The following is a 26,402-nucleotide window of genomic DNA, read 5'->3' on the forward strand; positions in this document are numbered from 1 at the left end:
GGATGGCGGGGCAAGACCCCTGTGAAATTCCACGCACTTTGCCGCGCCGTCGTGATGTACCCTCAGAGGTGTTTCCATAACAACACTCGACGAACGCCATGACGACGACAAGAAGCCTGGTCCTATCCGCCACCATCCTGCTCACCCTCTGCACCGGCATCGCCAAGGCCGCATCCCCGGCCACCGACACCTTCGGCAAGACCGTCTGCACCAGCCCCGGCAAATCCGTCGACGCAAAGGGCTACATGCGCATCGGCGGCATCGACCAATGGGTGCGCATCAAGGGCAGCAATTGCGCCAACCCCCTCGTCCTGATCGTGCATGGCGGCCCCGGCAACCCCTCCACGCCCTACGCCGACCAGGTTTACAAATCCTGGGAAAAGGATTTCACCCTGGTGCAATGGGACCAGCGCGGCTCCGGCATGACCTACGCCCGCAACCGCCCGCTTGATGACGAGCCGCTGGTGGTCGAGCGCCTGCGCGACGACGGCACCGAGCTCGCCCGAGAAATCGCGAAGCTGTTCGGCAAGCGTCAGGTGATCCTGATGGGCGGCTCCTGGGGCTCGATGCTCGCCGTGCACATGGTGAAATCGTGGCCGGAGGCCTTCTGCGCCTACATCGGCACCGGCCAGCTGGTCGGCCGCTTCGGCGACCAGGACAGCTACAACGCCACGCTGGCGCTCGCCCGCGCCGCCAGGGATCAGGACGCCATCAGCAAACTCGACGCCCTCGGCCCGCCGCCCTGGACCAACCCGCGCAGTCCCGGCGTCCTGCGCCGCGTCACGCGCAAGTACGAAGCCCTGGTCACGGAGCCGGCCCCGAAATCCTGGTGGAATCCGCCACCCGAGTATACGACCGCGCAATACCAGGCCGACTACACGGCCGGCGAGGATTACTCCTGGCTGCAGTTCGTCGGCTACAAGGGCGACGGCATCGCGTCGAAAGTCGACCTGTACAAGCTCGGCGCCGACTTCGCCGTCCCGGTCTTCCTGCTGCAGGGCGAGCACGACCTGGTGACGATGCCGGCCACCGGCAAACGCTGGTTCGACAGCATCCGGGCCCCGCGCAAGCAATTCGTCATGCTGCCGCGCACCGGGCACGATCCGAATCCGGTGATGATGGATGCCCAGTTCAGGATGCTCAAGGAAGTCGGCAGCTGCAGGTGAAACGCGCCAGCAGATCGTAAATACCCGGTGACTCAGCATTAAGTTGGTGCTAAATTGACACTTATTGGCGTAAGGCCATTTACCGCTGCGTTACTTTCTAGGGGGAGAGCGACGATGGACGACATGAGTTTCGAGCAGATGAAGCAGGCGAAGGAGTATTTTCACGCCGTCGCGATGATGATTCCGGGTGTACACGGAACGAGCATCGGCGTGAAGCGCGTGCAGGGCAAGCCGACCGGCGAGCTGGCGATCTGCGTACACCTGAGGCGCAAGCGCAGCCTGGCATCCATCCCGCAAGACGAGCAGATCCCGGTCGAGGTCGACGGTTTTCCCACCGACGTGATCGAGCACGCCCCCGTCATCCGCTGCGACGCCACCGCCGAGAAGCGCGCCATGTACGAGGACAACGGCAAGTACCGGCCGCTGGTCGGCGGCACCAAGCTCAGCGTCGGCTATTTCTTCGGCACGCTCGGCTGCATCGTCAAAAAGCCCGACGGCAGCTGTTATGCGCTGTCGGCCGCGCACGTGCTGGGCAGCGTCGGCACCACCGTCTACCAGCCGGCCAAGGTCAAATGCGACGAGATCGGCACGACCGTCGACGTGCACGACAGCTCGGAAGTCGACGCCGCCATCGTCGGCCTGGATTACTACAACGATACGGCCCTGGCCTATATCCGTGAAATCGGCGCCGTCACCGGCACCCACGAACTCACCAGGGACGACTTGCCCTTCGCCGTCGCCAAGCGCGGCGTGTCCACCGGCCTGACTTCCGGCAGCATCACCGCGATCCATTACAGCGGGCAGGCAGCCAATCTCGAGCTCTTCCAGGACATGCTGTTCATTTGCGGCAGCGGCCACGAATTCGTCGACCATGGCGATTCCGGCTCGGCCATCGTGCACCGGATCGACGAGGACAACAATCTCGTGGTCGGCCTCTTGTGGGGCAAGTCGCCGGACACCAACCGCATCGCCATCGCCGCACCCATCGACCGCGTGACGAACAGCCTGGGCGTGTCGGTGCTGACCACGCGGGATGCCGTGCGCTCGCCCGGCGAGACCCTGCTGGGACGCTTCGAGTCTTTTCTTGGCGAGACCGAACGCGGCAAGGCCTGGTGGGACGCCTATTCGACCAACCGCATCTATTTCCGCCACATCTTCCACAACGTCCCGCGCCTGGCCGCGATGTGGCGCCGGATGCCGGTGACGGAGCTGCTGGCGGCCTTGCGCGAAGCCATGATCGACCCGGACACCATCATCCCCGCCAAACTCGGCTCGCACGATACCGACGAGGTGATGTGGGACCTGTACGAAGCACTCGGCAAATTCCTGCAGGCGAACCACCAGCGCATGCTGCAGCAGCAGGCGGCCTCGATGTGCCGCTTCGTCTGCGCGAACGTCGGCAACAGCTGGCGCGACGCGCTGCATGGCAGGGTGAAGGAAAGCGCCGGCGCCGAGCCTTCCTGACAAGCGCTTGCCCGGCACGGGAAGGCCGGCGCCCTGGTTGCTATAATCCGGGATTACGAATGCAGGGACCTGGCTGACGCCTCGGGTCCCGCACAATCCCGACGAAGGACCCATCTTGCGCACGCTTGTCATTTCCCCCAACTGGATCGGCGACGCCGTCATGGCGCAGCCGCTGCTGCGCCGCCTGCGCGAACTGCATCCCGACCGTCCGATCGACGTGCTGGCCCCGACCTGGGTCGCCCCGGTCTGGCGCGCCATGCGCGAGGTGGACACGGTCATCGAATCGCCCTTCAAGCACGGCTCGCTGCAGTGGGCCGAGCGCCGCGCATTCGCGAAGATCCTCAAGGCGCGCGGCTATGCGGATTCGTATGTGCTGCCCAATACCCTGAAGTTCGCATTGATTCCGTGGCTGGCCGGGATCAAGCGGCGGGTCGGCTACAAGGGCGAAATGCGCTATGGCCTGGTCAACGCCATGCACCACGACGACAAGGCCGCGCCGCGCCCGATGGTGCAGTTCTATGCGGCGCTGGCCGACGCGCCGGTGCGCCACTTGCCGCGCCCCGCGAAGCTGCCCGAGCCCGAGATGAGCGTCGATCCGCAACTGGCCGACGCCGCCATTGCGCGCCTCGGCCTGCCGGCCGGCACCTACGTGGCCTTCGCGCCGGGAGCGGAGTTCGGTCCGGCCAAGCGCTGGCCGGCGCCGTATTTCGCCGAGCTGGCGCAAACGATCCTGGCCAACCGCCCGGACGCGCAAATCCTGCTGCTCGGTTCCCCGAAAGACCGCGCGGTCTGCGACGAGATCACCGCGCAGGTTCCAGAGGCGCACAACCTGGCCGGCTCCACCTCGCTCAGCGAGGCGATTGCGCTGATTTCGCGCGCGGCCGTGGTGGTCACCAACGATTCGGGCCTGATGCACATCGGCGCGGCGCTGCGCCGGCCGGTGGTGGCGATCTACGGCCCGACCGACCCGCGCCACACGCCGCCACATTCCGAATTGGCCAAGGTGCTGTGGCTGCACATCGAGTGCTCGCCCTGCCAGCAGCGCGAATGCCCGCTGGGCCACCAGAACTGCATGAAACAACTCCTGCCAGGCGACGTCTGGCAACCGCTGCAGCCCATGCTGGCCGCAGCCTGAACGCACATTGAAACGAGGTAGAAAATGATACTGGTCACCGGCGCAGCAGGCTTCATCGGAGCCAACCTGGTACATGCGCTATCCAAGCGCAAGCCCTTCAGCGTGTTCGCGGTCGATAACATGTCGCGTCCCGACAAATTCCTGAACATCGTCGATGCCGAGGTGGCCGATTACGCCGACAAGCATGACTTCCTGGTGCGCCTGAAGGCGGGCGAATTCGACGGCAAGTTCACGGCCGTGCTGCACCAGGGCGCCTGCTCCAACACCATGGAGACCGATGGCGTCTACATGATGAAGAATAACTACGACTACACCATCGCGCTGTTCGAGTTCTGCCAGCGCGAACGCATTCCCTTCATCTACGCCTCGTCGGCCGCGGTGTATGGTGGCGGCACCGTGTTCAAGGAAGCGCGCGAGCACGAGCGCCCGCTGAACGTCTACGGCTATTCGAAATTCCTGTTCGACCAGTACATGCGCCGCCACTGGCGGCATCACGGCATCCGCGAGGGCAGCCAGGTCGTCGGCCTGCGCTATTTCAACGTCTACGGTCCGCTCGAAGGCCACAAGGGCACGATGGCCTCGGTGCCTTTCCACCAGTACCACCAGTTCCAGAAAGAGGGCAAGGTCAAGCTGTTCGGCGCCAACGATGGCTATGAGGCCGGCACCCAGATGCGCGACTTCGTCTACATCGAGGACGTGGTCAAGGTGAACCTGTTCTTCCTCGATCACCCGGACAAGCGCGGCGTGTTCAACCTCGGCACCGGGCGCGCGCAGCCCTTCAACGACCTGGCGGTGGCCACCGTCAATGCGCTGGCCAATGAAGGCGGGGAGCCGATGAACCTGGAGCAGATCGTCGAGAAGGGACTGCTCGAGTATTTGCCGTTCCCGGACAAGCTGAAAGGTAAATACCAGAGCTTTACGCAGGCCGATATCGGGGCGCTGCGGGCGGCGGGGTACAGCGAGCCGTTCACGGATGTCGCAAGCGGAGTGGCAAAGTACATGCAGTACCTGAAATCGTAGGGTGGGCGGCTTGTAATCTGGTCCACTGGACCAGATTACCCCGCGCGTTCAAATTACGTATCTCGGCCCGCTCCGTGGCGTACACCTTTCGTTGAACGCGCGGGCGGGAAACCCGCCCACCCTACGGTGTATTAGCCAATCTTATTTCGCGGCTTCATTCATAAGATGAGCTAATAGATGAGCCCCGCATTCACGCGCCGTCCATAAACACCGTCGTGTAGACTCCAGTCTCGTTCCATTTTGCCAACGCGACCAGGGTCCCCACCGGTAATGAATGCAAACCTGACTGGGCACCTGTCCCCCGACGACCCCGACCTGTCGCCCGTGACGCGCGCGATGGTGGCCTTGCGCACGCCGCTCATCGAAGCCTGGATGACCGAGGTGCGCGGCCATGTGCCGCAGGCGAAGGACCTGGCGCTGCCCATCCTCGAGAACACGCTCCCGGCCTATTTCGACACCCTGGCGGCACTGCTCACGCCGGGCCACTCGGCGCGCGTGGTCACCGACCTGGGCGCGGTCGCCAGCGAGCATGGCGGCGAGCGTGCGCGCATGACGATGTACGACGCCACCGCCGTCATCCACGAGATGCAGATCTTCCGCGACGTCCTGTTCCGCGAACTCGACCGCCACGGCGTTCTGCTGGACGAAGCGCAGCGCGCTATGCTTTCGGCCCACATCGACGCCACCATCCGCGAAAGCGCGAACGCCTTCATCGTGGTGCAGGCCGCGCTGCGCGAACAGTTCGTGGCCTCGATGGCGCACGACCTGCGCACGCCGCTGTCCACCGCCCAGATGGCGGCCGAGATGATCAACCATACATCGGGCGACGCCAACGTGCGCCGCTATGCCGAGAAGATCGTCGCCAGCACCCAGCGCATGGACGGCATGACGCGCGAGCTGCTCGACGGGATTGCCTTCTGCAAGACCGGGCCGGTGCGCCTGACGCTGGCGCAGATGGACATGGTGGCGCTGGTGCGCGAAGTGGCGCAGTCGGCCGAGATCTTCCACCCGGTCGAGGTCACGATCGAAGTCGAACCGATTGAAGGCTGGTGGTGCCGCGAAGCCCTGCAGCGGGCCATCGAAAACCTGGTCAACAATGCGATCAAGTACGGCGCGCACGACGCGGCCATCCGCCTGACCGTGTCCACCACGGTCGAACGGGTGCAGGTGATGGTGCATAACCAGGGCGCGCCGATCGCGCCCGAAGACAGCGAGAGCATCTTCCAGCTCTACCGCCGCGCCGGCAACCAGGGCCTGGGCGAGGGCTGGGGCGTGGGCCTGCCTTACGTGCGCCGCGTGGCCGAGGCGCACGGCGGCAGCGTGCTGATGTCCAGTTCCGCCGAAGAGGGCACGGCCTTCGTGATCGATCTCCCGATCGACGCCCGGCCCTTCGCCGGCGCGCCCACCGCCGCCTGACTGGTCAGCGCGGCGCGGCCAGCCCGTGCCCGCCCACCGGCTCGGTCTCGAAGCGCTCGCCGAAGCCTGCGATCAAGGGCCGTCCCTTGGCGATCGCAGCCTGTACCTGTGGCAGCGCCAGCGAGGCCTTGTGGCTGGCCTGGCTGTCCCAGGTCTCGGTAATCCAGAGCGCGTCCGCGTCCGTTCTGTCTTTCGCGATCACATAGCCCAGGCAGCCCGGCATCGCCTTGGTTCCTTCGAGCAGGATGGCGATCAAGGCATCGCGCTGTTCCGGCTGGGCGCGCATTTTTCCGATCAAACCGTACATGGTGGACTCCTTGGTGGGTGGTGCGGCGTGGCTGGCGCTTCCTGTTCAGTAGATGGCAAGTATAGGCCTGCCATCCAGCCTGCGGCAATGGGGACCGCCCACTCCATGAGGGCTGGGTTAAGATGGCAGCCTGCCAAGCCGGCCCACCTCGATATGGAATCTTCGATGCGACTTTCCCCTCTCGCCCTTGCCGCTGCATTGACCCTGTCCGGCACCGCCTTCGCACAGGCGCCTGCCGTGTCCGAGCCGGTGCTGCGCGGCCACCTGGCCTTCCTCGCCGACGATTTGTTCGAAGGGCGCGGCACCGGCCAGCGCGGCGGCGATTTGGCGGTGCGCTATCTCGAGACCCAGGCCGCGATCATCGGGCTCAAGGAGATCCCGGGCGGCGGCTACCGCCAGAAGGTTGACATCCGCGGCACCCGGCTGCTGCCCGGCAGCAGCGTGAGCTTCGAGGCCGGCGGCAAGCACTTCAAGCCTGACATCGGCAAGGGCATCGTGTTCGGCACCGCCAGCGGACGCACGAGCCTGGCCTTCGATGCGCCGCTTCTTTTTGTCGGCTATGGCGTCTCCGCGCCCGAAGAAAAATGGGACGACTACAAGGACGTGGACGTAAAGGGCAAGATCCTGGTCATGATGGTCAACGACCCGCAGCCTACCTCCCAGGAGCCGAACCGCTTCGCGGGCAAGGCCTACACCTGGTATGGCCGCTGGCTGTACAAGTTCGAGGAAGCGGTGCGCAAGGGCGCGGCCGGCGCGCTGCTGATCCACACGCTGCCATCGTCCTCCTACCCGTGGAGCGTGCCGGCCAACGGCTTCTCACACGAGCGCTTCCACCTCGCGGGCGCCGGCAACCCGGTGGAAGGCTGGCTGCACGAAGACACGGCGCGCGAGCTGTTCGCAGCCGCCGGCTTCAACCTCGACACCTTGCGCGCCCAGGCCGAGCGCCGCGATTTCCGTCCGGTGGACCTGAAGATCGCCACCCATGTCGAGCTCAGGTCGGGCATTCGCCAGGTCGAGCAGTTCAATGTCGTCGGACTGGTGCCGGGGACCGACCCCAGGCTGAAAGAGCAGGCGGTGGTGTATTCCTCGCACTGGGATCACATGGGCATGGACGAAGAGGCAGCTGCAGGAAACAAGGACCGCATCTACAACGGCGCCATCGACAACGCCTCCGGCACCGCCGCGCTGTTGGCGATGGCGGCCGAAGCGGTGAAAAAGCCCGCGCGCCGCACCCAGGTATTCCTGTGGCCGGCCGCCGAAGAGCAGGGCCTGCTGGGCAGCGCCGCCTATGTGAAGAATCCGGTGGTGCCGCTGGCGCAGACCGCCGCCGACCTGAACCTCGACAGCCTGAATTTCGTCGGCCGTACCCGCGACATCGGCGTGCCGGGCGCCGAGCGCAGCACCCTGTATGACACCGCGGCCACCGTGGCCAAGGGAATGGGCCTGAAGCTGGCGCCATTGATTCCCGACCTGTCGGGCGCCTACTTCCGGGCCGACCATTTTAATTTTGCCAAGGCGGGCGTCCCGGCCTTCAATGTCGGCTCGGCGGTGTTCTCGGGCGACGGCCATTTCGAGTTCGCGCACCAGCACGGCGCATCGAGCGAGAAGATGGTGGGCTTCAAGAAGGACTACCACCAGGTGAGCGACGAGTACCGCGCCGACTGGGACTTGTCGGGCATGGTGCAGCAGGCGCAGTTCACGCTGAACCTGGGCTATGCGGTGGCGAACGCACCCGGCATGCCGGCGTGGAAGAAGGGCGACAGCTTCGGCGGCGTCAAACGCTAAGCGTCGTCAGGCGGCGGCCACGCCTGCGAGGATCTTCTCCAGGCTGGCCATGTCCACCGGCTTGACCAGGTGGTGGTCGAAGCCGGCCGCCGCGCTGTTGCGGCGGTCCTGCTCCTGGCCGTAGCCGGTTACCGCCACCAGCACCGCCTGGGCGGTGACAGGGTCGCGGCGCAGGCGGCGCGCCAGTTCGTAGCCGTCCATGTCGGGCAGCCCGATGTCGAGCAGGCAGACGTCCGGCGCGAAGCCTGGGGCCAGCGCCAGCGCCGCCTGCGAGTCATGCTCGACCTGCACCTCGTGTCCCTGCGCGCCGACATACATCGCCAGCACCTGGGCCGCATCGATGTTGTCGTCCACCACCAGCACCTTCAGGTTGGCGTCGTGCGCCGGGGCCGCGGCCGCGGGCGCGGCGTTCAGGCCCGCCGGGGCGCGCTCGCTTGCGCGCGGCAGGCGGACCGTGAAGACCGTGCCCAGGCCCTGGCCGCTGCTGGCCACGCCCACGCTGCCGCCGTGCAGCTCGACCAGGCTGCGCACCAGCGCCAGGCCGATGCCCAGGCCGCCGAGCGAGCGGTCGGGCGTGCGTTCGCCCTGCACGAACATGTCGAAGGCGCGTTCCAGTTCGGCCGGCAGCATGCCGATGCCGTTGTCGCGCACTTCCAGCACCACCAGTTCGCTGCCCGCGGCCAGCGTGACGACGATCTCGCCGCCACGGTCGGTGAACTTGGCCGCGTTGTGCAGCAGGTTGCCCACCACCTGCACCAGCCGCTTGCGGTCGCCGAAGACGTGGCAGGGCTGGGGCAGGGTGCGGACCTCGAGACGGTGGCCCTTGTCGCGCACCAGCGCCTGCACCTGTTCGGCCGCGTCCAGCACCACCGCATTGATGTCGATGCGCTCCTTGCTCAGTTCCACCAGGCCGCGGGTGACGCGCGAGACGTCCAGCAGGTCGTCCACCAGCCCGGCCATGTGGCGCGCCTGGCGCGCGATGATGGCGCTGATCTGTTTGGTGCGCGCCGGATCGAGCCCGTCCTGGCCAAGCAGCTGCGCGCCGGAAGTGATCGGGGCCAGCGGGTTGCGCAGCTCGTGTGCGAGCATGGCGAGGAATTCGTTCTTGCGCTGGTCGGCGTGGCGCAGCGCTTCTTCGGCGCGGACGCGCTCGGTCACGTCCTGCATCGAGCCGCGCAGCGCCACCACGCGCCCGTCCGGGCCGTGCACGCTCTCGCAGCGGTAGTCGAGCCAGATGCGGTGGCCGTCGGCGTGGGTGGCGTGCAGCTGCAGCTTGCCGTTGCCGCCGACGCGCGCCAGTTCGCTGGTCAGGCGCTGGACCTGCAGCCACGATTCCTCGCCCAGCACCGAACCGCGCTGCTGCGCGAAGGGCGGCAACGGGCGGCCGAAGATGTGGGATACCGAATCGGACACCTCGATGGCCTGGCTGCCGATGCTCCAGTGCCAGGTGCCGAAGCGCGCCTGCATGTGGGTGTCGCGCAGCGCCGCTTCCTTGGCCGCCAGTTCGCACGAGCGTTCTTCGAGCAGGCTTGCTGCGTCGCCGATGGCGGCCGCCACCTCGGCCGCTTCGCGCACGTAGACCTCGTCCAGCGGCACGCCGTTGAATGGCTGCGCGCCGTCGTTTTTACCTTTGCCGAGCGCCAGGGCCGGGCCGGTCAGCGCCTGCAGCGAGCGCGCCATGCGCCCGCCGATCAGCCAGGCCAGGCACAGCCCGATCGCGAACAGCACCGCCGTGCCGCCCACCATCAGGACCAGTTGTCCCAGCAGTTCGGCGCGCAGGACGGCGCGCGGGATCCCGATCGCGATGCCCCAGCCGGTGACGGCGGAGCGCGAGAACGAGGTCACCAGCGGTATGCCTTCGCGCGAGCGCGAGTCGATGGTGCCTTCGCTGGCGCGCGCGGCCGCGTTGCGCAGCAGCGGATTGACCGGCTTGCCGATCGACTGGGCGGGATTGATGTTGCGGGCGAAAATGATGCCCTGGCGGTCGAACAGCGAAGCCACCGCGCCTTCGGGGATCGACTTCCGCGTCAGGATGTCCTGGAAGTAGTCGGGCCGCATGCCGATGCTCAGCACATAGCGTACCTCGCCGCCCACCTGCACCGGAACGTCGACCCTGACTTTCGGCAACTTGTTCAGCGGACCGGTGAACACATCCGACACCGAAGCTTTGCCGGTGGCGAAAACGCGCTCGAGCTGGGCCGAACGCTCGAGCGGCAGGGGCGTGCCGTAGTCGGCCGCGGTGTTGACGAGCTGCTGGCCGCTGCGGTCGCGCAGCACCATGTTCATGCCGCCGCCGGCCAGCACCAGGGCCTGGCGCGCCTGGCGGTGCACGCGCGCGAAGTCCGCCGTTTCGAGCGCGTCGAGCGTCGACAGGGTCTGGGCGATCGATTCGCCCTGCAGCATCTTGTTCTCGACCGTGTGCACCAGCGCGCGCACGGTCTGCATGGTGTTCTTCTCGAACTGGGCCCGCGCTTTCTGGTACTGGTGGACGAACAGCAGGGACGCGCCGACGACGCCAGGCAGCAGGGTTGCCAGGACCAGCCATAACAGGTAGGCCCGCAGTGGCCTGCGTGCCGGGGAAGAAGAGGGGGGGGTGCCGGTCACGCGGTCGTCCGGATGCAGTGGAATGGACGGATTCTACGTGATATTGCCACTGCGCACCGGCGGCGACCGCACGGGTGTTGTTTTAGGCGAACTGCCGAGCTTTCCACGGGCAAGTCACAAATCCGTTGCAGGCACGCCATACCGCAGCCGCAAAACAGGAAAATTTGCCCAATTTTGCTACTTCTCCATCGAATCCGCAGCGGATTGGACGTAAGGTATCTTGCATTGAGGCAATTACGCTCTCGCCCAGACACCAGGAACAGGAACCACCCATGGACGCAGTAACCCAAGACAACGAAGTATTGTCCTTCCGCCTCGCGAAGGAAGAGTACGCCATCAGCATCCTCAAGGTGCAGGAAATCCGCGGCTATGAAGAGCCGACCCTGCTGCCGAACGCTCCCGCCTGCATCAAGGGCATCCAGAACCTGCGCGGCTCGATCGTGCCGATCGTGGACATGCGGATCCTGTTCAACCTGGGCGAGCCGACCTATGACCAGTTCACCGTGGTGATCGTCCTGAACATCAAGAACCACGTGATCGGCATGGTGGTGGACAGCGTCTCCGACGTCGTCACCCTGCTCGACGAGCAGATCCGCCCGGCGCCCGAGATGGGCTCGACCGCGGAAGGCGACTACATCACCGGCCTGGGCACGGTCGGCGAGCGCATGCTGATCCTGCTCGACATCGACCAGCTCATGAGCTCGGAGAAGCTCGGCCTGATCGCCAGCCCGAAACAGGCGGCCTGACCAAAAAAAACGGCAAGCCAACAGGCTTGCCGTTCTTGTTCGACGCCGCAGCGCTTAGAACGAGTGGCGCACACCCACGTTGAACACCGACGGATCGGCGCCGAACGCGGTTGGCGGCGGGGCGAAGGTGCCGCCCGCCGAGGTCAGGCCGAAGTTGCCGGCGTTGTTGTTGCGCACGCGGCCGTAGCTGCTGTACACGTTGGTGCGCTTGGACAAGGTGTACTGGTAGGCCAGCGAGAAGCCGTTGCCGCGTCCGCCCGTGTCGACGCGCTGCTGGTGCAGCGACGCGAAGAACTTGCTGGCGCCGCTGGTGAACGAACCGCCCACGGTGGTGAACTTGAACTCGGGCAGTGGACCTTCCGGATCGGCCACGACGTAGGAGCCGCGCAGGTCGAAGGCGCCGAAGTTGTAGCCGGCGCCGAGAGCGAATTCGTCGTCGTCGCCGGTGGCCAGGTTCTCGACCCGGTGGTAGCCCGCGCCCAGGTTCAGCGGACCGTTCTTGTATTCGACCGACACGCCGACCAGGCTGCCCGACGGGTTGTTGTTCTGGCGCTCGCCCGCGCTGTAGGCGGCCTGCACGGTGAAGCCGCTCAGCGCTTCGCTCTTGTAGTTGACCGAATTGGCCAGGCGGCGGGTCGCGCGGCCGGTGCCGAAGCTGCCCAGGTTGGAGCCGTAGAAGCCGTGGCCCAGCGGGTCGCTCGACTGCACGACTGCGGCGATCGGGCTGTATTCGCGGCCGACGGTGACGGTGCCGAACGAGCCTTGCAGGCCAACCACGGCGCGGCGCTGGAACAGGCCGGCGGAATCGGAAGCACCGGTATCGAGGGCGACGCCCGCTTCGATGTTGAACAGCGCCTTCAGGCCATTGCCCAGGTCCTCGGTGCCACGGAAGCCGATGCGGCTGGTGCCCTGAGTGCCCGAACTGATCACGGTGCGGCTGTCCGAGCCCGGTGCATCCGTGTCTTCGATACCGACCGATGCGTCGGCGATGCCGTAGATCGTGACGCTGCTTTGCGCTTGGGCGGCCAGCGGCAGGACGGATAACAGGGCGAGGGCCAGACTAATCTTCTTCATTGCATGTCTCCAGTGGTTGATTGCGAATTGTGCAGGTCTGTCTGTGAGTGAAAAGTCAGGTTTGTTAGACAGTTACGTTACCAGCACCATCAAAATGATGCCAATAAACATTTGCACTATCCTTACATGATTTCTGATTGGCATGTTTGTGTGGTCAAAAAGCCGCATGATCCAGAGCAAACATTGCCGCGGAAACACTTTACATGTTGCGCCTATCACACGCTATCGGTGGTTTTACTTAGGTCCTGGCGACACTGACCGGCCAGTGTGACAGCGAGGCGCGCGGGGCCCTGTCGTCCAAACTGCTAGGATCGGGGGCAGGCGACCAATGCCGTCCAACCGAGGAAAAGACAAGGTGCAGACCCGGATTACCCAAACGCCGTTCGGCCAGTTGCCCGATGGCGACACCGTTACCCAGTTCACGCTCGCCAATGCCGGCGGCATGGTGGTCAGGATCATCGACTTTGGCGGCATCATCACCGAGCTGCACGCGCCCGGCCGCGACGGCCGCATGGCCGATGTGGCACTGGGCTTCGACCAGCTCGCGCCGTATTGCGGCGACAGTCCGTATTTCGGCGCCCTGATCGGCCGCTACGGAAACCGGATCGCCGGCGGCAGGTTCACGCTCGACGGCCAGACCTATGCGCTGCCGGTCAACAACGGACGCAATCACCTGCATGGCGGCGTGCCGGGCTTCGACAAGGTGCGCTGGAACGCCATCGTCGACGGCGACAGCCTGCAGCTGGCCTACTCCAGCCCCGACGGCGAACAAGGTTACCCGGGCAACCTGGACGCGACCGTGGTGTACACGCTGACCGACGATAACGAGCTGATCGTGCGTTTCCATGCCGTGACCGATCGCGCCACTCCGGTCAACCTGACCCAGCACAGCTATTTCAACCTGGCGGGCGAGGGGGACATCCTCGATCACGTGCTGTCGATCGACGCCGATGCCTTCGTTCCAATCGACGCCGGGTCGATTCCGCTGGGCCCCTTGCAACCGGTGGCAGGCACGCCTTTCGACTTCCGCGCGCCGCGCCCGGTCGGCCAGGCCATCGGCGAGGCGAACGAGCAGCTGCGCCACGGGCTGGGCTATGACCATACCTTCGTGCTGAACAAGCCTGCAGGCCCGGCCATGACGCGCGCGGCCCGCGTCTGGCACCCGGGCTCGGGCCGGGTGCTGGAACTCTTCACCGAAGAACCGGGCGTTCAGTTCTATAGCGGCAATTTCCTTGACGGTAGTTTGAAGGGGAAAGGACGCACATATGCCCATCGCGGCGGCTTGTGCCTCGAGCCACAGCATTTCCCGGATTCGCCCAACCAGCCGCATTTTCCCGACACCATCCTGCGACCGGGCCAGGTCTACCGGACCGAATCGCGCTTCCGGTTCTCGGTGCAGGAATAAGCGTAACGGGCGCGGCCCCGGAAAATTGCTGGTTATAATCCGCGGGTTAAAAAGTTTGCGGCGCGACAACATAATCAAGGCGACGGGTTCTCCCACCTGCGACCGTAAGCCGCCCAAGATAACCGGGAATCCTGATGAGTATCCACAGCAGTTCCTCTTCCTTGCCGGAGGCTGGCCTGGCCTTGCCCGTGCCGCGCGCCGGGCGCCCCTGGCCCGTCTTCCCGTCCGTGAAACCGGACAACTGGCCCGAAGGCATGCAGGCCATCGCCGACCTGATCATCGCCTCGCATGTCCCGATGGTCATCGCCTGGGGACCGGAGCTGCGCCTGTTCTACAACGACGCCTATGCCGAATTGCTTGGCGATAAGCACCCGAATGCCATGGGCCAGCCTTTCCCGCTGGTGCGCCCCGAACTGTGGCCCCAGATCCAGCCCTGTGTGATGGCCGCACTGGGCGGCCAGCCGGTTCATTTCGAAAACGCCTTGATGTACCCGGTCCGCAATGGCCAGGTCGAGCGCTACTATGTGTCGGCCTCGATCACCCCCGTGCGCCACGACGGCAATGTGATCGGCGTGTATTTCGTCCTGTCCGACACCACCTCGCGCGTGCTGGCCGAGCAGCGCCACGCCTTCCACCTGAAACTGAGCGAGTCCCTGCGTCCCCTGGTGGACACCGCGTGCATCATGGAAGCGGCCAGCAGCCTGGCCGGCGGCTACCTGGGCGTGGCACGGGTCGGCTATGCCGAGATCGACGCCGCCGCGGGCACCATCAGCGTGGACCGCGACTGGACCGACGGCAGCATCGCCAGCCTGGCCGGCCAGTCGCGCCCATTGGAGAGTTTCGGGCCGGCGATCGTCTCGCAGCTACGCAAGGGGCGCACCCTGCGGCTGGACGACATCGCGCTCGACGAGCGCGCCGCGCCCTATGCGCAAGGCTATGCCAGCATCGGCGCGCGCTCGATGGTGATCGTGCCGCTGATCGAAGAAGGACACCTGGCCGCGGTCTTCTACCTGCACGAGCAGTGCCCGCGGCGCTGGACCGACCAGGAGATCGCGCTGGCCGAGGACGTGGCGCGCCACACCCGCGAAGTCGTGCGCCGCGCACGCGTGGAAGAATCGCTGCGCGACGAAAAGCGCGTGCTCGAGATGCTCAACCGCACCGGCCAGGCGCTGGTGTCGACGCTCGACCTCGAGACCCTGCTGCAGGCGATCACCGATGCCGGCACCGAGCTGGCCGGCGCGCGCTTCGGCGGCTTTTTCTACAACGCCCAGGACCAGCAGGGCGAGCGCCTGCCCCTGTACACGCTGTCGGGCGCCTCGCGCGAGGAATTCGAGCAGCTCGGCCGGCTGCGCCCGGGCGGCATCTTCCGCCCCACCTCCGGCGGCGAAGGACCGGTGCGCAGCAGCGACATCACGCGCGACCCGCGCTATGTGGTGCAAGGGACGCCGGCCGGGCAGCTGTCGGTGCGCAGCTACCTGGCGGTGCCGGTGGTGTCGCGGTCCGGCGCGGTGCTCGGCGGCCTGCTGTTCGGCCATCCGGAACCCGGCGTGTTCACCGAGCGCACCGAACGCATCATCGCGGGCGTCGCGGCGCAGGCGGCGATCGCAATGGACAATGCGCGCCTGTACGAGGTGGCGCAGAAGTCCGCGCTCGAGCGCGACGCGCTGCTGCAGAGCGAACGCGCGGCGCGCGTGCAGGCCGAACGCCTCTCCCACACCAAGGACGAATTCCTGGCGATGCTGGCGCACGAGCTGCGCAACCCGCTGGCGCCGATCAGCAGCTCGGCCAGCCTGCTGTCGATGCAGTTCAAGGAGGAGCCGCGCGTCCGCCAGACCACCACCATCATCAGCCGCCAGGTGCGCCACATGAGCCGCCTGATCGACGACCTGCTGGACGTCTCGCGCGTCACGCGCGGGCTCGTCAAGCTCAAGCTGGGCGTGGTGGACTTCCGCGACATCGTCTCCGGCGCGCTCGACCAGGCCCGTCCCCTCATCACGGAAAAAGGCCACCAGGTCGAGGTGGCGCTGCCGCCCGGGCCGGTACATGTGCGCGGCGACCAGACCCGGCTGGTGCAGAGCGTGGCCAACATCCTGAACAACGCCGCCAAGTACACCCAGAAGGACGGGCGCATCGCGCTCAGGCTCGAAGCGATGGACGGGCGCATGCTGCTCACCGTCAGCGACAACGGTTCCGGCATGCCGGCGGAACTGGTGCCCAACGTGTTCGACCTGTTCACGCAAGGCGCGCGCACGCTGGCGCGCTCGCAGGGCGGGCTGGGGCTGGGCCTGACGCTGGTCAAGCGCCTGGTGGAGCTGCACGAAGGAGAAGTCGCGGCGCATAGCGAGGGCGTAGGGCAGGGCAGCCGCTTCACGCTGGCGCTGCCCTGCGTGGACGCGGCGCCGGACGTCCCTGGCGCCAGCCTCGGGCCGCAGGAAGCCGTCGAAGGCACGCTCCTGGCGCGCCCGCTGCGCCTGGTGCTGGTGGACGACAATGCCGACGCCGCCGACAGCCTGTCCACGCTCTTGACCGTGCAGGGCTATCGTACGGCGGTCGAGTACGACGCCCGCTCCGGCCTGCGCCGGGCCCGGGCCGAGCGCCCGGACGCGATGCTGGTCGATATCGGCCTGCCCGACATCGACGGCTACCAGCTCGCCCGGCAGCTGCGCGCGATGCCGGAAACGAGCGGCACCGTGCTGGTGGCGATCACCGGTTACGGCCAGGCCAAGGACCGCGAACGCGCGATTGCCGCCGGCTTTGCGCACCACCTGGTCAAGCCGGTGGACATGACGGCGCTGGTGCGGGTGCTGGAATCGGTCGGCGCCGCCGCGGCGCGTCTTGAGGCCCCGGCCGGCACGGCCTGACAGCAGCCGCGCTGCGCGGTTATCATGGGCGACTCCCGTCCATGAAAGGTTCAGCATGCCAAGCTACGTCATCCCCGCGCCCGCCGCGCCCTCGCTGGCCGTGGCGGGCCAGGAGGCCCGTTTCCCGATCCGCCGCGTGTTCTGCGTCGGCCGCAACTACGGCGCGCATGCGCGCGAGATGGGGAGCGACCCAGGCCGCGAACCGCCGTTCTTCTTCACCAAGCCTGCCGATGCGGTGGTGCCGGCCAGCGGCGCGCTGCCGTATCCGCCTGCGACGCAAGACTTGCATCACGAGGTAGAGCTGGTGGTGGCGCTGGGTGGGGGTGGTGTCCACATCGCACCTGAGGATGCGATGGCGCTGGTCTGGGGCTATGGCGTGGGGCTGGACCTGACGCGGCGCGACTTGCAGGCGGTGGCCAAGGATGCGGGGCGGCCGTGGGACATGGCCAAGGGCTTCGATGCGTCGGCGCCGTGCAGTGCGCTCATTCCGGCGGCGACGCTCGGGCACCCGCAGGATGCGCGCATCTGGCTGGAGGTGAACGGGGCGCTGCGCCAGGAAGGCAATCTCAATGAGATGATCTGGCCGATCGCGGATGTGATCAGCCATTTGTCGCGGCTCGTTCGCCTGGAGGCGGGCGATCTGATTTATACCGGGACGCCGGCCGGCGTGGCGGCCTTGAAGCCGGGTGACCAGGTGCGCGGTGGTGTCGAAGGAGTCACGGAGTTCGCACTTTCCATCTCGTAGGGTGGGCAGATTCTGCCCAGGCGTTCACATCACGGATGAGCAGTCGGCGCGGCTATTCATGAGCTGGTTGAACGCGCGGGCGGGAGACCCGCCCACCCTACGGGTCAGTGGTCGGCGAGCGCATGCACAGCCCCGAAAACTGATAGGCTAACGATATCAAACAAAGGCCGCACGCAGATCAGGATGTGGCCATTCGGGGGAGGCTGCCATGGCCGAAGTGGCCTTGATCACGGTGCACGGGATGGGGGAGACCCCGCCCACGTATGCGGACGCTCTGATGGAGCGCGTGCGCGGGCAGCTGGGCGCCGTCGCGGGCAAGGTGGTGATGCGTTCCGTGTATTACCAGAAGATCCTGCAGGATAACCAGCTCATCGTCTGGGACCGCACCCAAAAGGGCAGCGCGGTGCGCTACCCCGACCTGCGCAAGTTCGTGCTGTTCGGCTTCGGCGATGCGGCCGGGCTGGAGAACCGCAAGGAGATCCCGGGCTCGGTCTACGAGCTGGCGCAGGGCGAGATTGCGAAAACCCTGCTGTCCGCCCATGCAATCCGCCCCTCGATGCCGGTGGTATTCGTGGCGCAGTCGCTGGGCGGCCAGGTGCTGTCGAGTTACATCTACGATGCGCAGAAAGCGCAAGCGGGCAGGCCGGTGGCGGCGGGCATCTGGCGCAACATCGACGCCTGGGCCTCGACCGCGCTCGGACGCACCCTGACCGCCAGCGAAAAGACGTTTCTGGCCGCCGGCACCTGCGCGGGGCTGGTCACGACCGGCTGCAACATCCCCATCTTCGTGGCCGCGCACAAGGAGATGCACATCATCCCGATCGCGCCCCCGACTTCGCTGTTCAAGTGGATCAACTTCTACGACCCGGACGACATCCTGGGCTGGCCGCTGCAGCCGCTCTCAAGCGGCTACCGCGCCCTGGTGGAAGACCGCGCCATCAATGCCGGCGGCGGCGTGGCCGGCCTGCTGCTGCGCAGCTGGAACCCGCTGGCCCACAACAACTACTGGTCCGACGATGCCGTGATCGCGGCGATTGCGGCCATGCTGCGCCGGCTGGCCGCGTGACCGGCGTCGCCTAGGCTTCGCGCCTGAGCGTGAACAGCGTCCGGATATCGCCCGCCACCGCGCCGCGCGCGTTGCGGATGAGCGGCCGGCGGTACTGCTCGAGTTCCGCGCGGCGCGCATCGTCCAGCAAGCCGAGTTGTTCCAGCACGCTGTAGACGGCCGGGTGCAAGGCCCGGCTGTTGCCGTCGGCGATCTTGATCGCGATGCCCAGGCCCGCCGAGCGGATGCCGATGGTCTGCACCGCATCGGCGCCGACCTTCGCCACCCAGTCGCCGCCGCCCGCCGTCATCCAGGACAAATCGGTGCGCGCGGTTCCCGAGACCAGGTCCGGGCGCGCCGTCATCGCGTCATACAGGTCGCCCATGGCGCCGCCCAGTTGCGGGTCAAGGCTGCCTTGGCCGAGGCGTGCATACAAATGGGCCAGGGTTGAGAGGGGCATTGCGTAGTTCGGCGCCGAGCAGCCGTCGATCCCGGTCGGCATCGCCTCCGCCGGCATGCCCACGGCAACGGCCAGCGTGCTGCGGATCGCCTGCTGCAGCGGATGCGCACGATCGACGTAGTTCGCGGTGGGTGCGCCGTGCAGGCGGCACCAGGCCAGGAAGCCGCTGTGCTTGCCCGAACAGTTGTGGTGCAGCGGCGTCCATTCCTGGTCCGGCGCGCGCTGGCCGGTGAACTCGTAGAACAGGGGCGTGGCGCAGCCGCACTCGAGGTGGCCGGCGTCCAGGCCGATCTTGTTCAGGATGGACTGCACGCCTTGCAGGTGCATGCCTTCGCCCGAATGGCTGGCGCACAGCAGCGCCAGTTCGTCGCGCGTCAATCCGAAACGCGCCGGGCCGTCGGACAGCATGAAGGGCAGGGCCTGGAAAGGTTTGAGGGCCGAGCGCGTGAAGGTGGGGTAGTGCGGATCGCCGGCGGAAAACAGCAGGCGGCCCTGGACGTCGACGACGGCCACCGACCCGAAGTGGACGTTCTCGACGACCTTATCGAGGCCGGGGTAGCCGCGCGTGGTGGCGGCGAGGGGAGTCGGTTGCATGGGCTGATCTGGTTGGAATAAAGTCCTAATGTAAGGCATATGCACGCTGGACCGCCGCACGTATATGCACCCCCCGGCTATCCCCGGTTTTACGCAGTTCGTCCCGTCTTTCCGGCGTTTCGGCACATGCCGCTTGAGCGCGCGCGGCGCCTCGCTACACTTCTCCCATCGCCAGACAAACCCAGACAAACGCTGGCGAACTTGAATTTCGTGGACCGCGCGCACAGCAGTTTCCAGGCGCACCGGTCCGACCTCAATCGCCCTCGAAAGGAAGACCAATCATGCGTACCAAACTGCTGCTGGCCGCCGCCGCCACCTTCATCACCCTGAGCGCAAGCGCCGCGCCGCAAGGCGCCCCCACCGAACGCGTCACCGTGGTCGGTGCGCAGGCCGCGCGCACCCAGATGGCGCCCTTCCTGTTCGACCGCATGATGGGCCACTACGAACTGGACGACGGCCGCATGCTGGAAATCACCGGCACCATCACCGGCAAGCGAAGGACGGTGTACGCTGACCTGGGCGAGGGCCCGGTCGAGATCGTCCACATCGGCGCCGGCCGCTTCGTGGCGATGAACAAGGACGTGCGCTTCGCCTTCGAAGAACGCCGCCGCGTGGTGGACACGGTGCGCATCAGCACGGCCGACGGCCGCCAGCAGCTGGCGCTAGCCGAGCGCTGATCCGAAGCGCCCGGCCTGGTAGTCTGCGATCGCCTGCGAGATCTCCTCGCGGGTGGTCATGACGAAGGGGCCGTGCGCCACCACCGGCTCGCGGATCGGGTCTGCATGGCCGAACACCAGCAGCGCATCGCGTTCGGCCCGGATCTCGAGCGTGTCGCCCGATTCGTCCAGCTCCACCAGGTGCATCGGGCTGACCATGTCGGCATGGTTGCCCACCTGAACCACCCCGCGCGCCACGTAAAGAAACACGCTGCGGCCCGCCAATCCGGTGAGGCGGATGCTGCCCCCGCTACGCATCTGCAGCGTCGTCATGAAGACATTGGTGAGCGACTGCACCGGCCCCCTGGCGCCTTCCCATTCCCCCGCGATCAGGTTCATCGTCACCTTGCCGCCGTCGAGCTGCAAGGCGGGGATGTCGGCGCGCTGCAGGCCCGTATAGGCCGGCTCGCTCATCTTCAGCCGTGACGGCAAGTTGACCCACAGCTGCAGGATCTCGACCGGGCCGCCGGTTTCCAGGAATGCGCGCGGCGACACTTCCGCATGCACGATGCCGCGCCCGGCCGTCATCCACTGCACGCCGCCGGCGTGGATGATGCTTTCATGGCCGGCGTTGTCGCGGTGGGCCAGCACGCCCTCCAGGATGAAGGTGACGGTCTCGAAGCCGCGGTGCGGGTACGGCCCGAAGGGCAGGCCGCGGTTGTGCGGCGGGTAGGTCTGCGGGCCGTGGTGGTTCAGGAACAGGAAGGGATCGATCTGCTCGAGATGGCGGGCGGGCAGGGGACGCTGGGTAATGAGGTCGCCGATGTCGTCGCGCATTGCCGGGTGCAGGCGGTGGACGGTCTTGTTGGTCATGGAAGAGCGCTCGTGATTGGTCGGATGGCCCTCACGATACCCGATCGCCGCCATGCGCGCGTACAGGCCTGTGCTAGACTTCTTGCGCTTTTGCAACCAGCGCTTTTACAACCGGAGACGGCGCCCATGATCAAGAAAACCCTGCTGTCCAGCCTGCTGCTGGCCTCCTTCGCCATCGCGGGCCAGGCGCCTGCAGGCGCCGCCACCAGGCCGCCGGGCGAGGCCGCCGTCAAGACCGCGAAATATGCGGTGACCACCTACCGCAAGGACCTGGTCGACACGCTGGCCAAGCTGGTGAGCTACAACACGGTGGCCGACAAGGGCGTCCCGTCCGACAAGAACCCGGTCCATATCGCCTTCAAGGAAGCCCTGAAGGCGGAAGCCACGCGCCTGGGCCTGGACTATACCGATCATGGCTGGACCGTGGTCATCGGGCTGGGCAAGGGCGAGGAGCGCGTCGGCGTCATCACCCACGGCGACGTGCAGCCGGTCGACGCCAGCAAATGGAAGAAGTCGCCCTTCGTGCTGGACCGCACCAGCGAGCCGGGCAAGCTGCTGGCGCGCGGAGCCGAAGACGACAAGGGCCCGATCGCCACCGCGCTGTACGCGATGAAGTCGATCCGCGACCGCGCCGTGCCGCTCTCCAAGCGCATCGAGCTCTACGTGTACATGGGCGAGGAATCCGACTGGGCCCCGCTGACCGAATTCCTCAAGACCCACCAGCCGCCGCAGGTCAACATCACGCTGGACGCCGAATACCCGGCGGTGATCGCCGAAAAGGGTTCCGGCACGGTGGCGGTGACGGTGCCCAGACAAGGCGCGGCGACGCCGCTGGACGGCGAGCCGTATGTGGCGCAATTCGCGGGCGGCTTCTTCGGCAGCCAGATTCCGGAAGATGCGAACGCGGTGATCGCCAACGCCACGCCGGAGATCGAAAAGCAGGTGCGCGCGCGCGGTGCGAAACAGGAAGGCATGCAGTACAGCTTCGCCTGGGAAGGCAGCAACCTGGCCGTGAAAGCCAAGGGCGTGTCGGCCCATTCCTCCAAGCCGGAAGACGGCATCAACGCGGTGAGCATGCTGGCCGATGCGCTGGCGGTGCGCCCCTGGGCCAACACGACCGCGGGCGGGGTGGTGAACTACCTGAACGAGATGGTCGGCACCGGCATCCATGGCGAGAAGTTCGGCAATGTCGCCTACCGCGACGGCTTCATGGGGCCGATGACCTTCTCGCCGACCGTGCTGCGCCAGCGCGAGGACGGCATCGAGGTGTCGATCAACCTGCGCCGCCCGCAGGGCAAGAGCACCGAGCAGTTGACCAACGAAGTCAATGCCGCGCTGGCCCAGTGGCAGAGCCGCCGGCTGCCGCTGGCGAACGTATCGGTGCGCATCAACGAACCCTGGGTGCAGAAAGGCGCACCGCACCTGCCGACCCTGATGGGAGTGTTCTCTTACTTCACCGGCATGAAGGACCCGAAACCGGTGGCGATCGGCGGCGGCACCAATTCGCGCCTGTTCCCGGGCGCGGTGAGTTTCGGTCCGGGCATGCCGGGCAAGGTGTATACCGGCCACTCGGAACATGAGTTCATCACTGAAAAGCAGCTGCTGCTGAATTTGCAGATGTACACGGCGGTGCTGGTGGAACTGGCGAAGTAAGGGGTCTTCCTTTCCTCTCCATTGTTCCTTATTGAAACATAAGTGTTTTGTCGGAAATTTTTACATGAGGAATTATAAATATCCGGTCGGAAACCATAAGCAGTTGATTATGCGTGAGTTTTTACTGCTGGCATGACAATTGCTAGATGAGGGGTAACCTCCACCTTTTCAGGATTGCCCCATGAAACTCAAATTTGCTACCGCCCTGTTCGCCCTCGCCACCCTTGCTGGTTCGGCCAACGCGGAAATCATCAATGTCATCAAGAACGGCGACTTCGAAAGCGGTCGTAGCCATTGGGCGTTGACGGGCAATGTTGACTACGCCAGCCAGACCCAGGGAGGTTTCTATTGGGGCGGCGGAAGCGTCGCGCAAAATGGTACCCGTGCCATTGCGTTCAATAGCGGAGATCGGTTCGCGAACGGCACGCTGTCGCAGAGCTTCGCGACCGTGCAAGGCCACGTCTACCGGGTGTCGTTCGACTACGGCTCGACCAGCCCATCGCCGCAGAGCATGAACTATATCGTGCTCGCCGCCAACAACACGCTTGCCAATGGCAAAGTCACCGATAACAACGTCTCGGGCCTGCTCGACAGCTACCGCTTCAGTTTCGTCGGCACAGGTGGCATGACCACCCTGCGTTTCTTTGATGCGAACACCAACAATTCGATCAGCAATGACGGCTTGCTCGACAACGTGCGCGTGGATGTGCCGGAACCGGCCTCGCTGGCGCTGATGGGCCTGGGCTTCCTGGGCCTGGGCTTCGGGCGCCGCCGCAAGGCCGCTTGAATACCGGCATCGCCTGAAAACACCGCGCCTGCGGTGAAGCCGCTCAGTGAAAGCTGGGCGGCTTTTTTTTCGTCTGGCCGTTTTTACTCTGCCATTCCCACTCCCGGTTCGTAGGTGTATTGCTCGCCAAAACCGGGCAAAAAATCTGGTCCTGCTGTAGGACTGGGATTACATGAGGGCCGGATTCCACAGATCGAATATGGCCTTTCCCTAGGAGGCAAAGGGCGGCTGGCCTATGGCAGTGTGGGACTGCGGCATGGCGTCGTTGACGCCCGGAAAATGCGTCAATACCCACAGGAAAATGTGGCGAAATCAGCATGTTAGGATCGGCTCTAGAACGTGGGCGCACCGGCTGTGGCGGGTGCCTGCTCGCGCCGATTGCCGACATTTTTGGATGCCATGCACAGCCAAGATCTCAAGAAGCCGGACGGACGCAATATTACGCTCTACAGCAACCAGCCGATTCCGGACGGTATTACCGCACCCAGCCCATTTGCCGAACCCCAGCATGCCAACCCGCACCTGCGCTGGCATCCGCTGCGCGGCGAGTGGGTAAGCTACGCCGCCTTCCGCCAGAACCGCACCTACCAGCCGCCTCCCCAGTACAACCCGCTGGCGCCCATGAGCGACGCCGAACACCCGACCGAGATGCCGGCCGGCGACTACGAGATCGCCGTGTTCGACAATCGTTTCCCTTCGCTGGCGCTGGAGTCGCATGACCCGCCCACCGTGACGGTGCCGACCGCGCCCGCCAACGGCCACTGCGAAGTGGTGGTGTTCACCCAGCAGGCCGATGCGGCGCTGGCTTCGCTGCCGCTGTCGCGCATCGAGCTGCTGCTGGCCGTCTGGGGCGACCGCACCCGGCGCATCGGCGCCCACCCGCACATCCATTACGTGCTGCCCTTCGAGAACCGCGGCGCCGAGGTCGGCGTGACCCTGCACCATCCGCATGGCCAGATCTATTCCTACCCGTTCGTGCCGGCGGTGCCGGCGCGGATGCTGGCGCAGGAGCGCGAATATTTTCTCCAGCACGGCAGCAGCCTGCTGTGCAACATGGCGCGCGACGAAGCGGCCGACGGCAAGCGCGTGCTCTACCTGGACGAGCATGCGATCGCTTTCGTGCCGGCCTGCGCGCGCTATCCCTACGAGGTGTGGGTGATGCCGACCGCCCCGTGCAAGGATTTCGCCGCCCTGACGCCGGCGCAGCGCACCAGCCTGGCGCGTGCGCTCAAGACCGTGCTGCTCAAGTTCGAGACGCTGTGGGACCGGCCTTTCCCCTACCTGATGGCCTGGTACCAGGCGCCCACCGACGGCGCCGCGCATCCCGAGACCCAGCTGCACGCCCAGTTCTATCCGCCGTATCGCACGAAAGACCGTCTGAAATACCTGGCCGGCACCGAGCTGGCGGCGGGCATGTTCGCGATGGACGTGCTGCCCGAGACCACCGCCTACGAACTGCAGCAGGTGGAAGTGAGCCTGGACGAACTCGTGGAGGAGCGCGGATGACCCAAAGCCCATCACGCGCGGCCGAGGTCGCGGACAAGCTGGCGCTGCTGCGCGCGCACCTGGCGGCGGCCAATGCCGGGGCGCTGCGCCTGCGCGGCGTCGACTGGTTCGCCTGGGTCACCGCCGGCGGCTCCAGCGCCGTGCTGCACACCACCGACCATGGGGTGGCCGAAGTCCTGGTCACGCCTGAAGAAGCCTGCATCCTGACCGATGCCATCGAAGCCGAGCGCCTGCGCGCCGAGGAAGTCCCCGATGGCTTCACCTTTCACGCCGAGCCCTGGGCCGAACCCGAGCTGCGCGAGCGCTATGTGCAGAACGCGGCGGCGGGGCGCACCATCCTGTCGGACCGTCCGGATGCCGCAGCCAACGGCAGGGAGCAGCCGTTGCCGAACGCGCTGCGCCAGCGCCGCGTGGTGCTGGGCGCGGGCGAACGCGAACGCTACCGCCTGCTGGGACGGGAAGCGGCCGAAGCGATGAGCGAAACCCTGCGCCAGGCGCGCCCCGACTGGACCGAATTCCAGCTGGCGGGCGCCGGCGCGCAGGCGCTGTGGCGGCGCGGCATCCATCCGGCGCTGGTGCTGGTGGCCGGCGAACGGCGCATGCCGGCCTGGCGCCATCCGGTGCCCTCGCACGACCCGATCGGCCAGCACGCGATGCTGGTGTTCTGCGCACGCCGCCACGGCCTGTATGCCAACCTGACCCGCTTCGTTTCTTTCGGTGCGGCGCCGCTCGACGAGCAGCGCGCGCTCATGCAAGTCGAGGCCACCGGCCTGGCGGCGGTAAAGCCGGGCATGTCGCTGTCGTCCGTGTACCACGCGCTGGACGCAGCCTACAAGCACGCCGACCGCGAGGCGGCGATCCGCGAGCATCACCAGGGCGGCATCACCGGCTACCGGGCGCGCGAGATCGTGGCCAGCCCGAGCACCGCCACCTTGCTCGAAGAAGGCATGGCCTTCGCATTCAACCCGAGCTTCGCGGGCGTCAAGATCGAAGACACTTTCCTGCTCGGCCCGGAAGGGCTCGAGAACCTCACGTTCGACCCCGGCTGGCCGGCGGTGGACGTACATGGCCGCATGCGGCCCCTTTGGCTGGAGGCGTAA

Annotated in this window: 22 protein-coding genes; 17 read left to right on the plus strand and 5 right to left on the minus strand. The window is 66.3% G+C overall.

The genetic code is table 11. From position 1 onward, the window contains the following. The first annotated feature begins 98 nt into the window (after positions 1–98). The 5 genes from AC56LR_RS05640 to AC56LR_RS05660 all read left to right on the plus strand — a co-directional run bounded on the left by AC56LR_RS05640 (position 99) and on the right by AC56LR_RS05660 (position 6,201). Positions 99–1,166, plus strand: a complete 1,068-nt coding sequence (locus tag AC56LR_RS05640; RefSeq protein ID WP_497128398.1) for an alpha/beta fold hydrolase — start codon at positions 99–101, stop codon at positions 1,164–1,166. Positions 1,167–1,280: 114 nt separating this feature from the next. Continuing rightward, positions 1,281–2,630 carry a Nal1-like putative serine protease gene (locus AC56LR_RS05645; RefSeq protein ID WP_497128400.1) on the plus strand — a complete coding sequence of 450 codons (1,350 nt, stop codon included), beginning with the start codon at positions 1,281–1,283 and terminating at the stop codon, positions 2,628–2,630. A gap of 112 nt (positions 2,631–2,742) precedes the next feature. Further along, the gene (gene waaF / locus AC56LR_RS05650; RefSeq protein ID WP_497128533.1) at positions 2,743–3,765 is read left to right on the plus strand and encodes a lipopolysaccharide heptosyltransferase II; all 1,023 of its coding nucleotides are present in this window, start codon (positions 2,743–2,745) and stop codon (positions 3,763–3,765) included. Positions 3,766–3,789: 24 nt separating this feature from the next. Further along, positions 3,790–4,785 carry an ADP-glyceromanno-heptose 6-epimerase gene (gene rfaD, locus AC56LR_RS05655; RefSeq protein ID WP_497128402.1) on the plus strand — a complete coding sequence of 332 codons (996 nt, stop codon included), beginning with the start codon at positions 3,790–3,792 and terminating at the stop codon, positions 4,783–4,785. A 270-nt stretch (positions 4,786–5,055) separates the two neighbouring features. Then, complete coding sequence (locus AC56LR_RS05660; RefSeq protein ID WP_497128404.1) at positions 5,056–6,201, plus strand: sensor histidine kinase; 1,146 nt, start codon at positions 5,056–5,058, stop codon at positions 6,199–6,201. 4 nt (positions 6,202–6,205) lie between these two features. Here AC56LR_RS05660 and AC56LR_RS05665 read toward each other — a convergent pair whose 3' ends face one another. Then, positions 6,206–6,508: a putative quinol monooxygenase gene (locus AC56LR_RS05665; RefSeq protein ID WP_497128406.1), complete on the minus strand. Its 303-nt coding sequence runs from the start codon at positions 6,506–6,508 to the stop codon at positions 6,206–6,208. Positions 6,509–6,673: 165 nt separating this feature from the next. Between AC56LR_RS05665 and AC56LR_RS05670 the strand changes: the two genes are divergently transcribed. Further along, positions 6,674–8,293: a M28 family peptidase gene (locus tag AC56LR_RS05670; RefSeq protein ID WP_497128408.1), complete on the plus strand. Its 1,620-nt coding sequence runs from the start codon at positions 6,674–6,676 to the stop codon at positions 8,291–8,293. A 6-nt stretch (positions 8,294–8,299) separates the two neighbouring features. Here AC56LR_RS05670 and AC56LR_RS05675 read toward each other — a convergent pair whose 3' ends face one another. Next, complete coding sequence (locus AC56LR_RS05675) at positions 8,300–10,897, minus strand: hybrid sensor histidine kinase/response regulator (protein WP_497128410.1); 2,598 nt, start codon at positions 10,895–10,897, stop codon at positions 8,300–8,302. Between the two features lie 22 nt (positions 10,898–10,919). Here AC56LR_RS05675 and AC56LR_RS05680 point away from each other — a divergent pair, with 22 nt between their 5' ends. Both AC56LR_RS05680 and AC56LR_RS05685 read left to right on the plus strand, forming a co-directional pair. Further along, positions 10,920–11,111, plus strand: a complete 192-nt coding sequence (locus AC56LR_RS05680; RefSeq protein ID WP_497128412.1) for a hypothetical protein — start codon at positions 10,920–10,922, stop codon at positions 11,109–11,111. Positions 11,112–11,169: 58 nt separating this feature from the next. After that, entirely contained in the window at positions 11,170–11,643 is a 474-nt protein-coding gene (locus AC56LR_RS05685) for a chemotaxis protein CheW (RefSeq protein ID WP_497128414.1), read from the plus strand. 54 nt (positions 11,644–11,697) lie between these two features. Here the strand turns inward: AC56LR_RS05685 and AC56LR_RS05690 are convergent, their stop codons facing one another. Continuing rightward, positions 11,698–12,717 (minus strand): porin, encoded by a 1,020-nt coding sequence (locus AC56LR_RS05690; protein WP_497128416.1) that lies wholly within the window; start codon positions 12,715–12,717, stop codon positions 11,698–11,700. 328 nt (positions 12,718–13,045) lie between these two features. On the opposite strand from AC56LR_RS05690, the gene AC56LR_RS05695 reads away from it, so the two are divergent. From AC56LR_RS05695 to AC56LR_RS05710, 4 genes are all read left to right on the plus strand, one after another. Continuing rightward, the gene (locus AC56LR_RS05695; RefSeq protein ID WP_497128418.1) at positions 13,046–14,122 is read left to right on the plus strand and encodes an aldose epimerase family protein; all 1,077 of its coding nucleotides are present in this window, start codon (positions 13,046–13,048) and stop codon (positions 14,120–14,122) included. Positions 14,123–14,256: 134 nt separating this feature from the next. Beyond that, positions 14,257–16,983 carry a hybrid sensor histidine kinase/response regulator gene (locus AC56LR_RS05700; RefSeq protein ID WP_497128420.1) on the plus strand — a complete coding sequence of 909 codons (2,727 nt, stop codon included), beginning with the start codon at positions 14,257–14,259 and terminating at the stop codon, positions 16,981–16,983. A 55-nt stretch (positions 16,984–17,038) separates the two neighbouring features. Next, positions 17,039–17,728 carry a fumarylacetoacetate hydrolase family protein gene (locus tag AC56LR_RS05705; protein ID WP_497128422.1) on the plus strand — a complete coding sequence of 230 codons (690 nt, stop codon included), beginning with the start codon at positions 17,039–17,041 and terminating at the stop codon, positions 17,726–17,728. A 208-nt stretch (positions 17,729–17,936) separates the two neighbouring features. Beyond that, positions 17,937–18,794: a hypothetical protein gene (locus AC56LR_RS05710; RefSeq protein WP_497128424.1), complete on the plus strand. Its 858-nt coding sequence runs from the start codon at positions 17,937–17,939 to the stop codon at positions 18,792–18,794. Positions 18,795–18,804: 10 nt separating this feature from the next. Here AC56LR_RS05710 and AC56LR_RS05715 read toward each other — a convergent pair whose 3' ends face one another. Further along, on the minus strand, positions 18,805–19,827 hold the full coding sequence (locus AC56LR_RS05715) for an asparaginase (protein WP_497128426.1): 1,023 nt from the start codon (positions 19,825–19,827) through the stop codon (positions 18,805–18,807). 281 nt (positions 19,828–20,108) lie between these two features. Between AC56LR_RS05715 and AC56LR_RS05720 the strand changes: the two genes are divergently transcribed. Next, the gene (locus tag AC56LR_RS05720) at positions 20,109–20,504 is read left to right on the plus strand and encodes a hypothetical protein (protein ID WP_497128428.1); all 396 of its coding nucleotides are present in this window, start codon (positions 20,109–20,111) and stop codon (positions 20,502–20,504) included. Here the strand turns inward: AC56LR_RS05720 and AC56LR_RS05725 are convergent. After that, on the minus strand, positions 20,490–21,356 hold the full coding sequence (locus AC56LR_RS05725; protein WP_497128430.1) for a pirin family protein: 867 nt from the start codon (positions 21,354–21,356) through the stop codon (positions 20,490–20,492). The genes AC56LR_RS05720 and AC56LR_RS05725 overlap by 15 nt on opposite strands. Positions 21,357–21,482: 126 nt before the next feature. Between AC56LR_RS05725 and AC56LR_RS05730 the strand changes: the two genes are divergently transcribed. From AC56LR_RS05730 to AC56LR_RS05745, 4 genes are all read left to right on the plus strand, one after another. Beyond that, positions 21,483–23,009, plus strand: a complete 1,527-nt coding sequence (locus tag AC56LR_RS05730) for a dipeptidase (protein ID WP_497128432.1) — start codon at positions 21,483–21,485, stop codon at positions 23,007–23,009. 181 nt (positions 23,010–23,190) lie between these two features. Continuing rightward, positions 23,191–23,796: a DUF642 domain-containing protein gene (locus AC56LR_RS05735; RefSeq protein WP_497128434.1), complete on the plus strand. Its 606-nt coding sequence runs from the start codon at positions 23,191–23,193 to the stop codon at positions 23,794–23,796. 399 nt (positions 23,797–24,195) lie between these two features. After that, a complete protein-coding gene (gene galT / locus AC56LR_RS05740) occupies positions 24,196–25,302 on the plus strand; it encodes a galactose-1-phosphate uridylyltransferase (protein ID WP_497128437.1) in 1,107 nt (368 codons plus the stop codon). After that, the gene (locus tag AC56LR_RS05745) at positions 25,299–26,402 is read left to right on the plus strand and encodes a M24 family metallopeptidase (RefSeq protein WP_497128439.1); all 1,104 of its coding nucleotides are present in this window, start codon (positions 25,299–25,301) and stop codon (positions 26,400–26,402) included. The genes galT and AC56LR_RS05745 overlap by 4 nt, the downstream gene beginning before the upstream one ends.

The sequence above is a fragment of the Telluria sp. ZT3P39 genome, assembly GCF_059685935.1.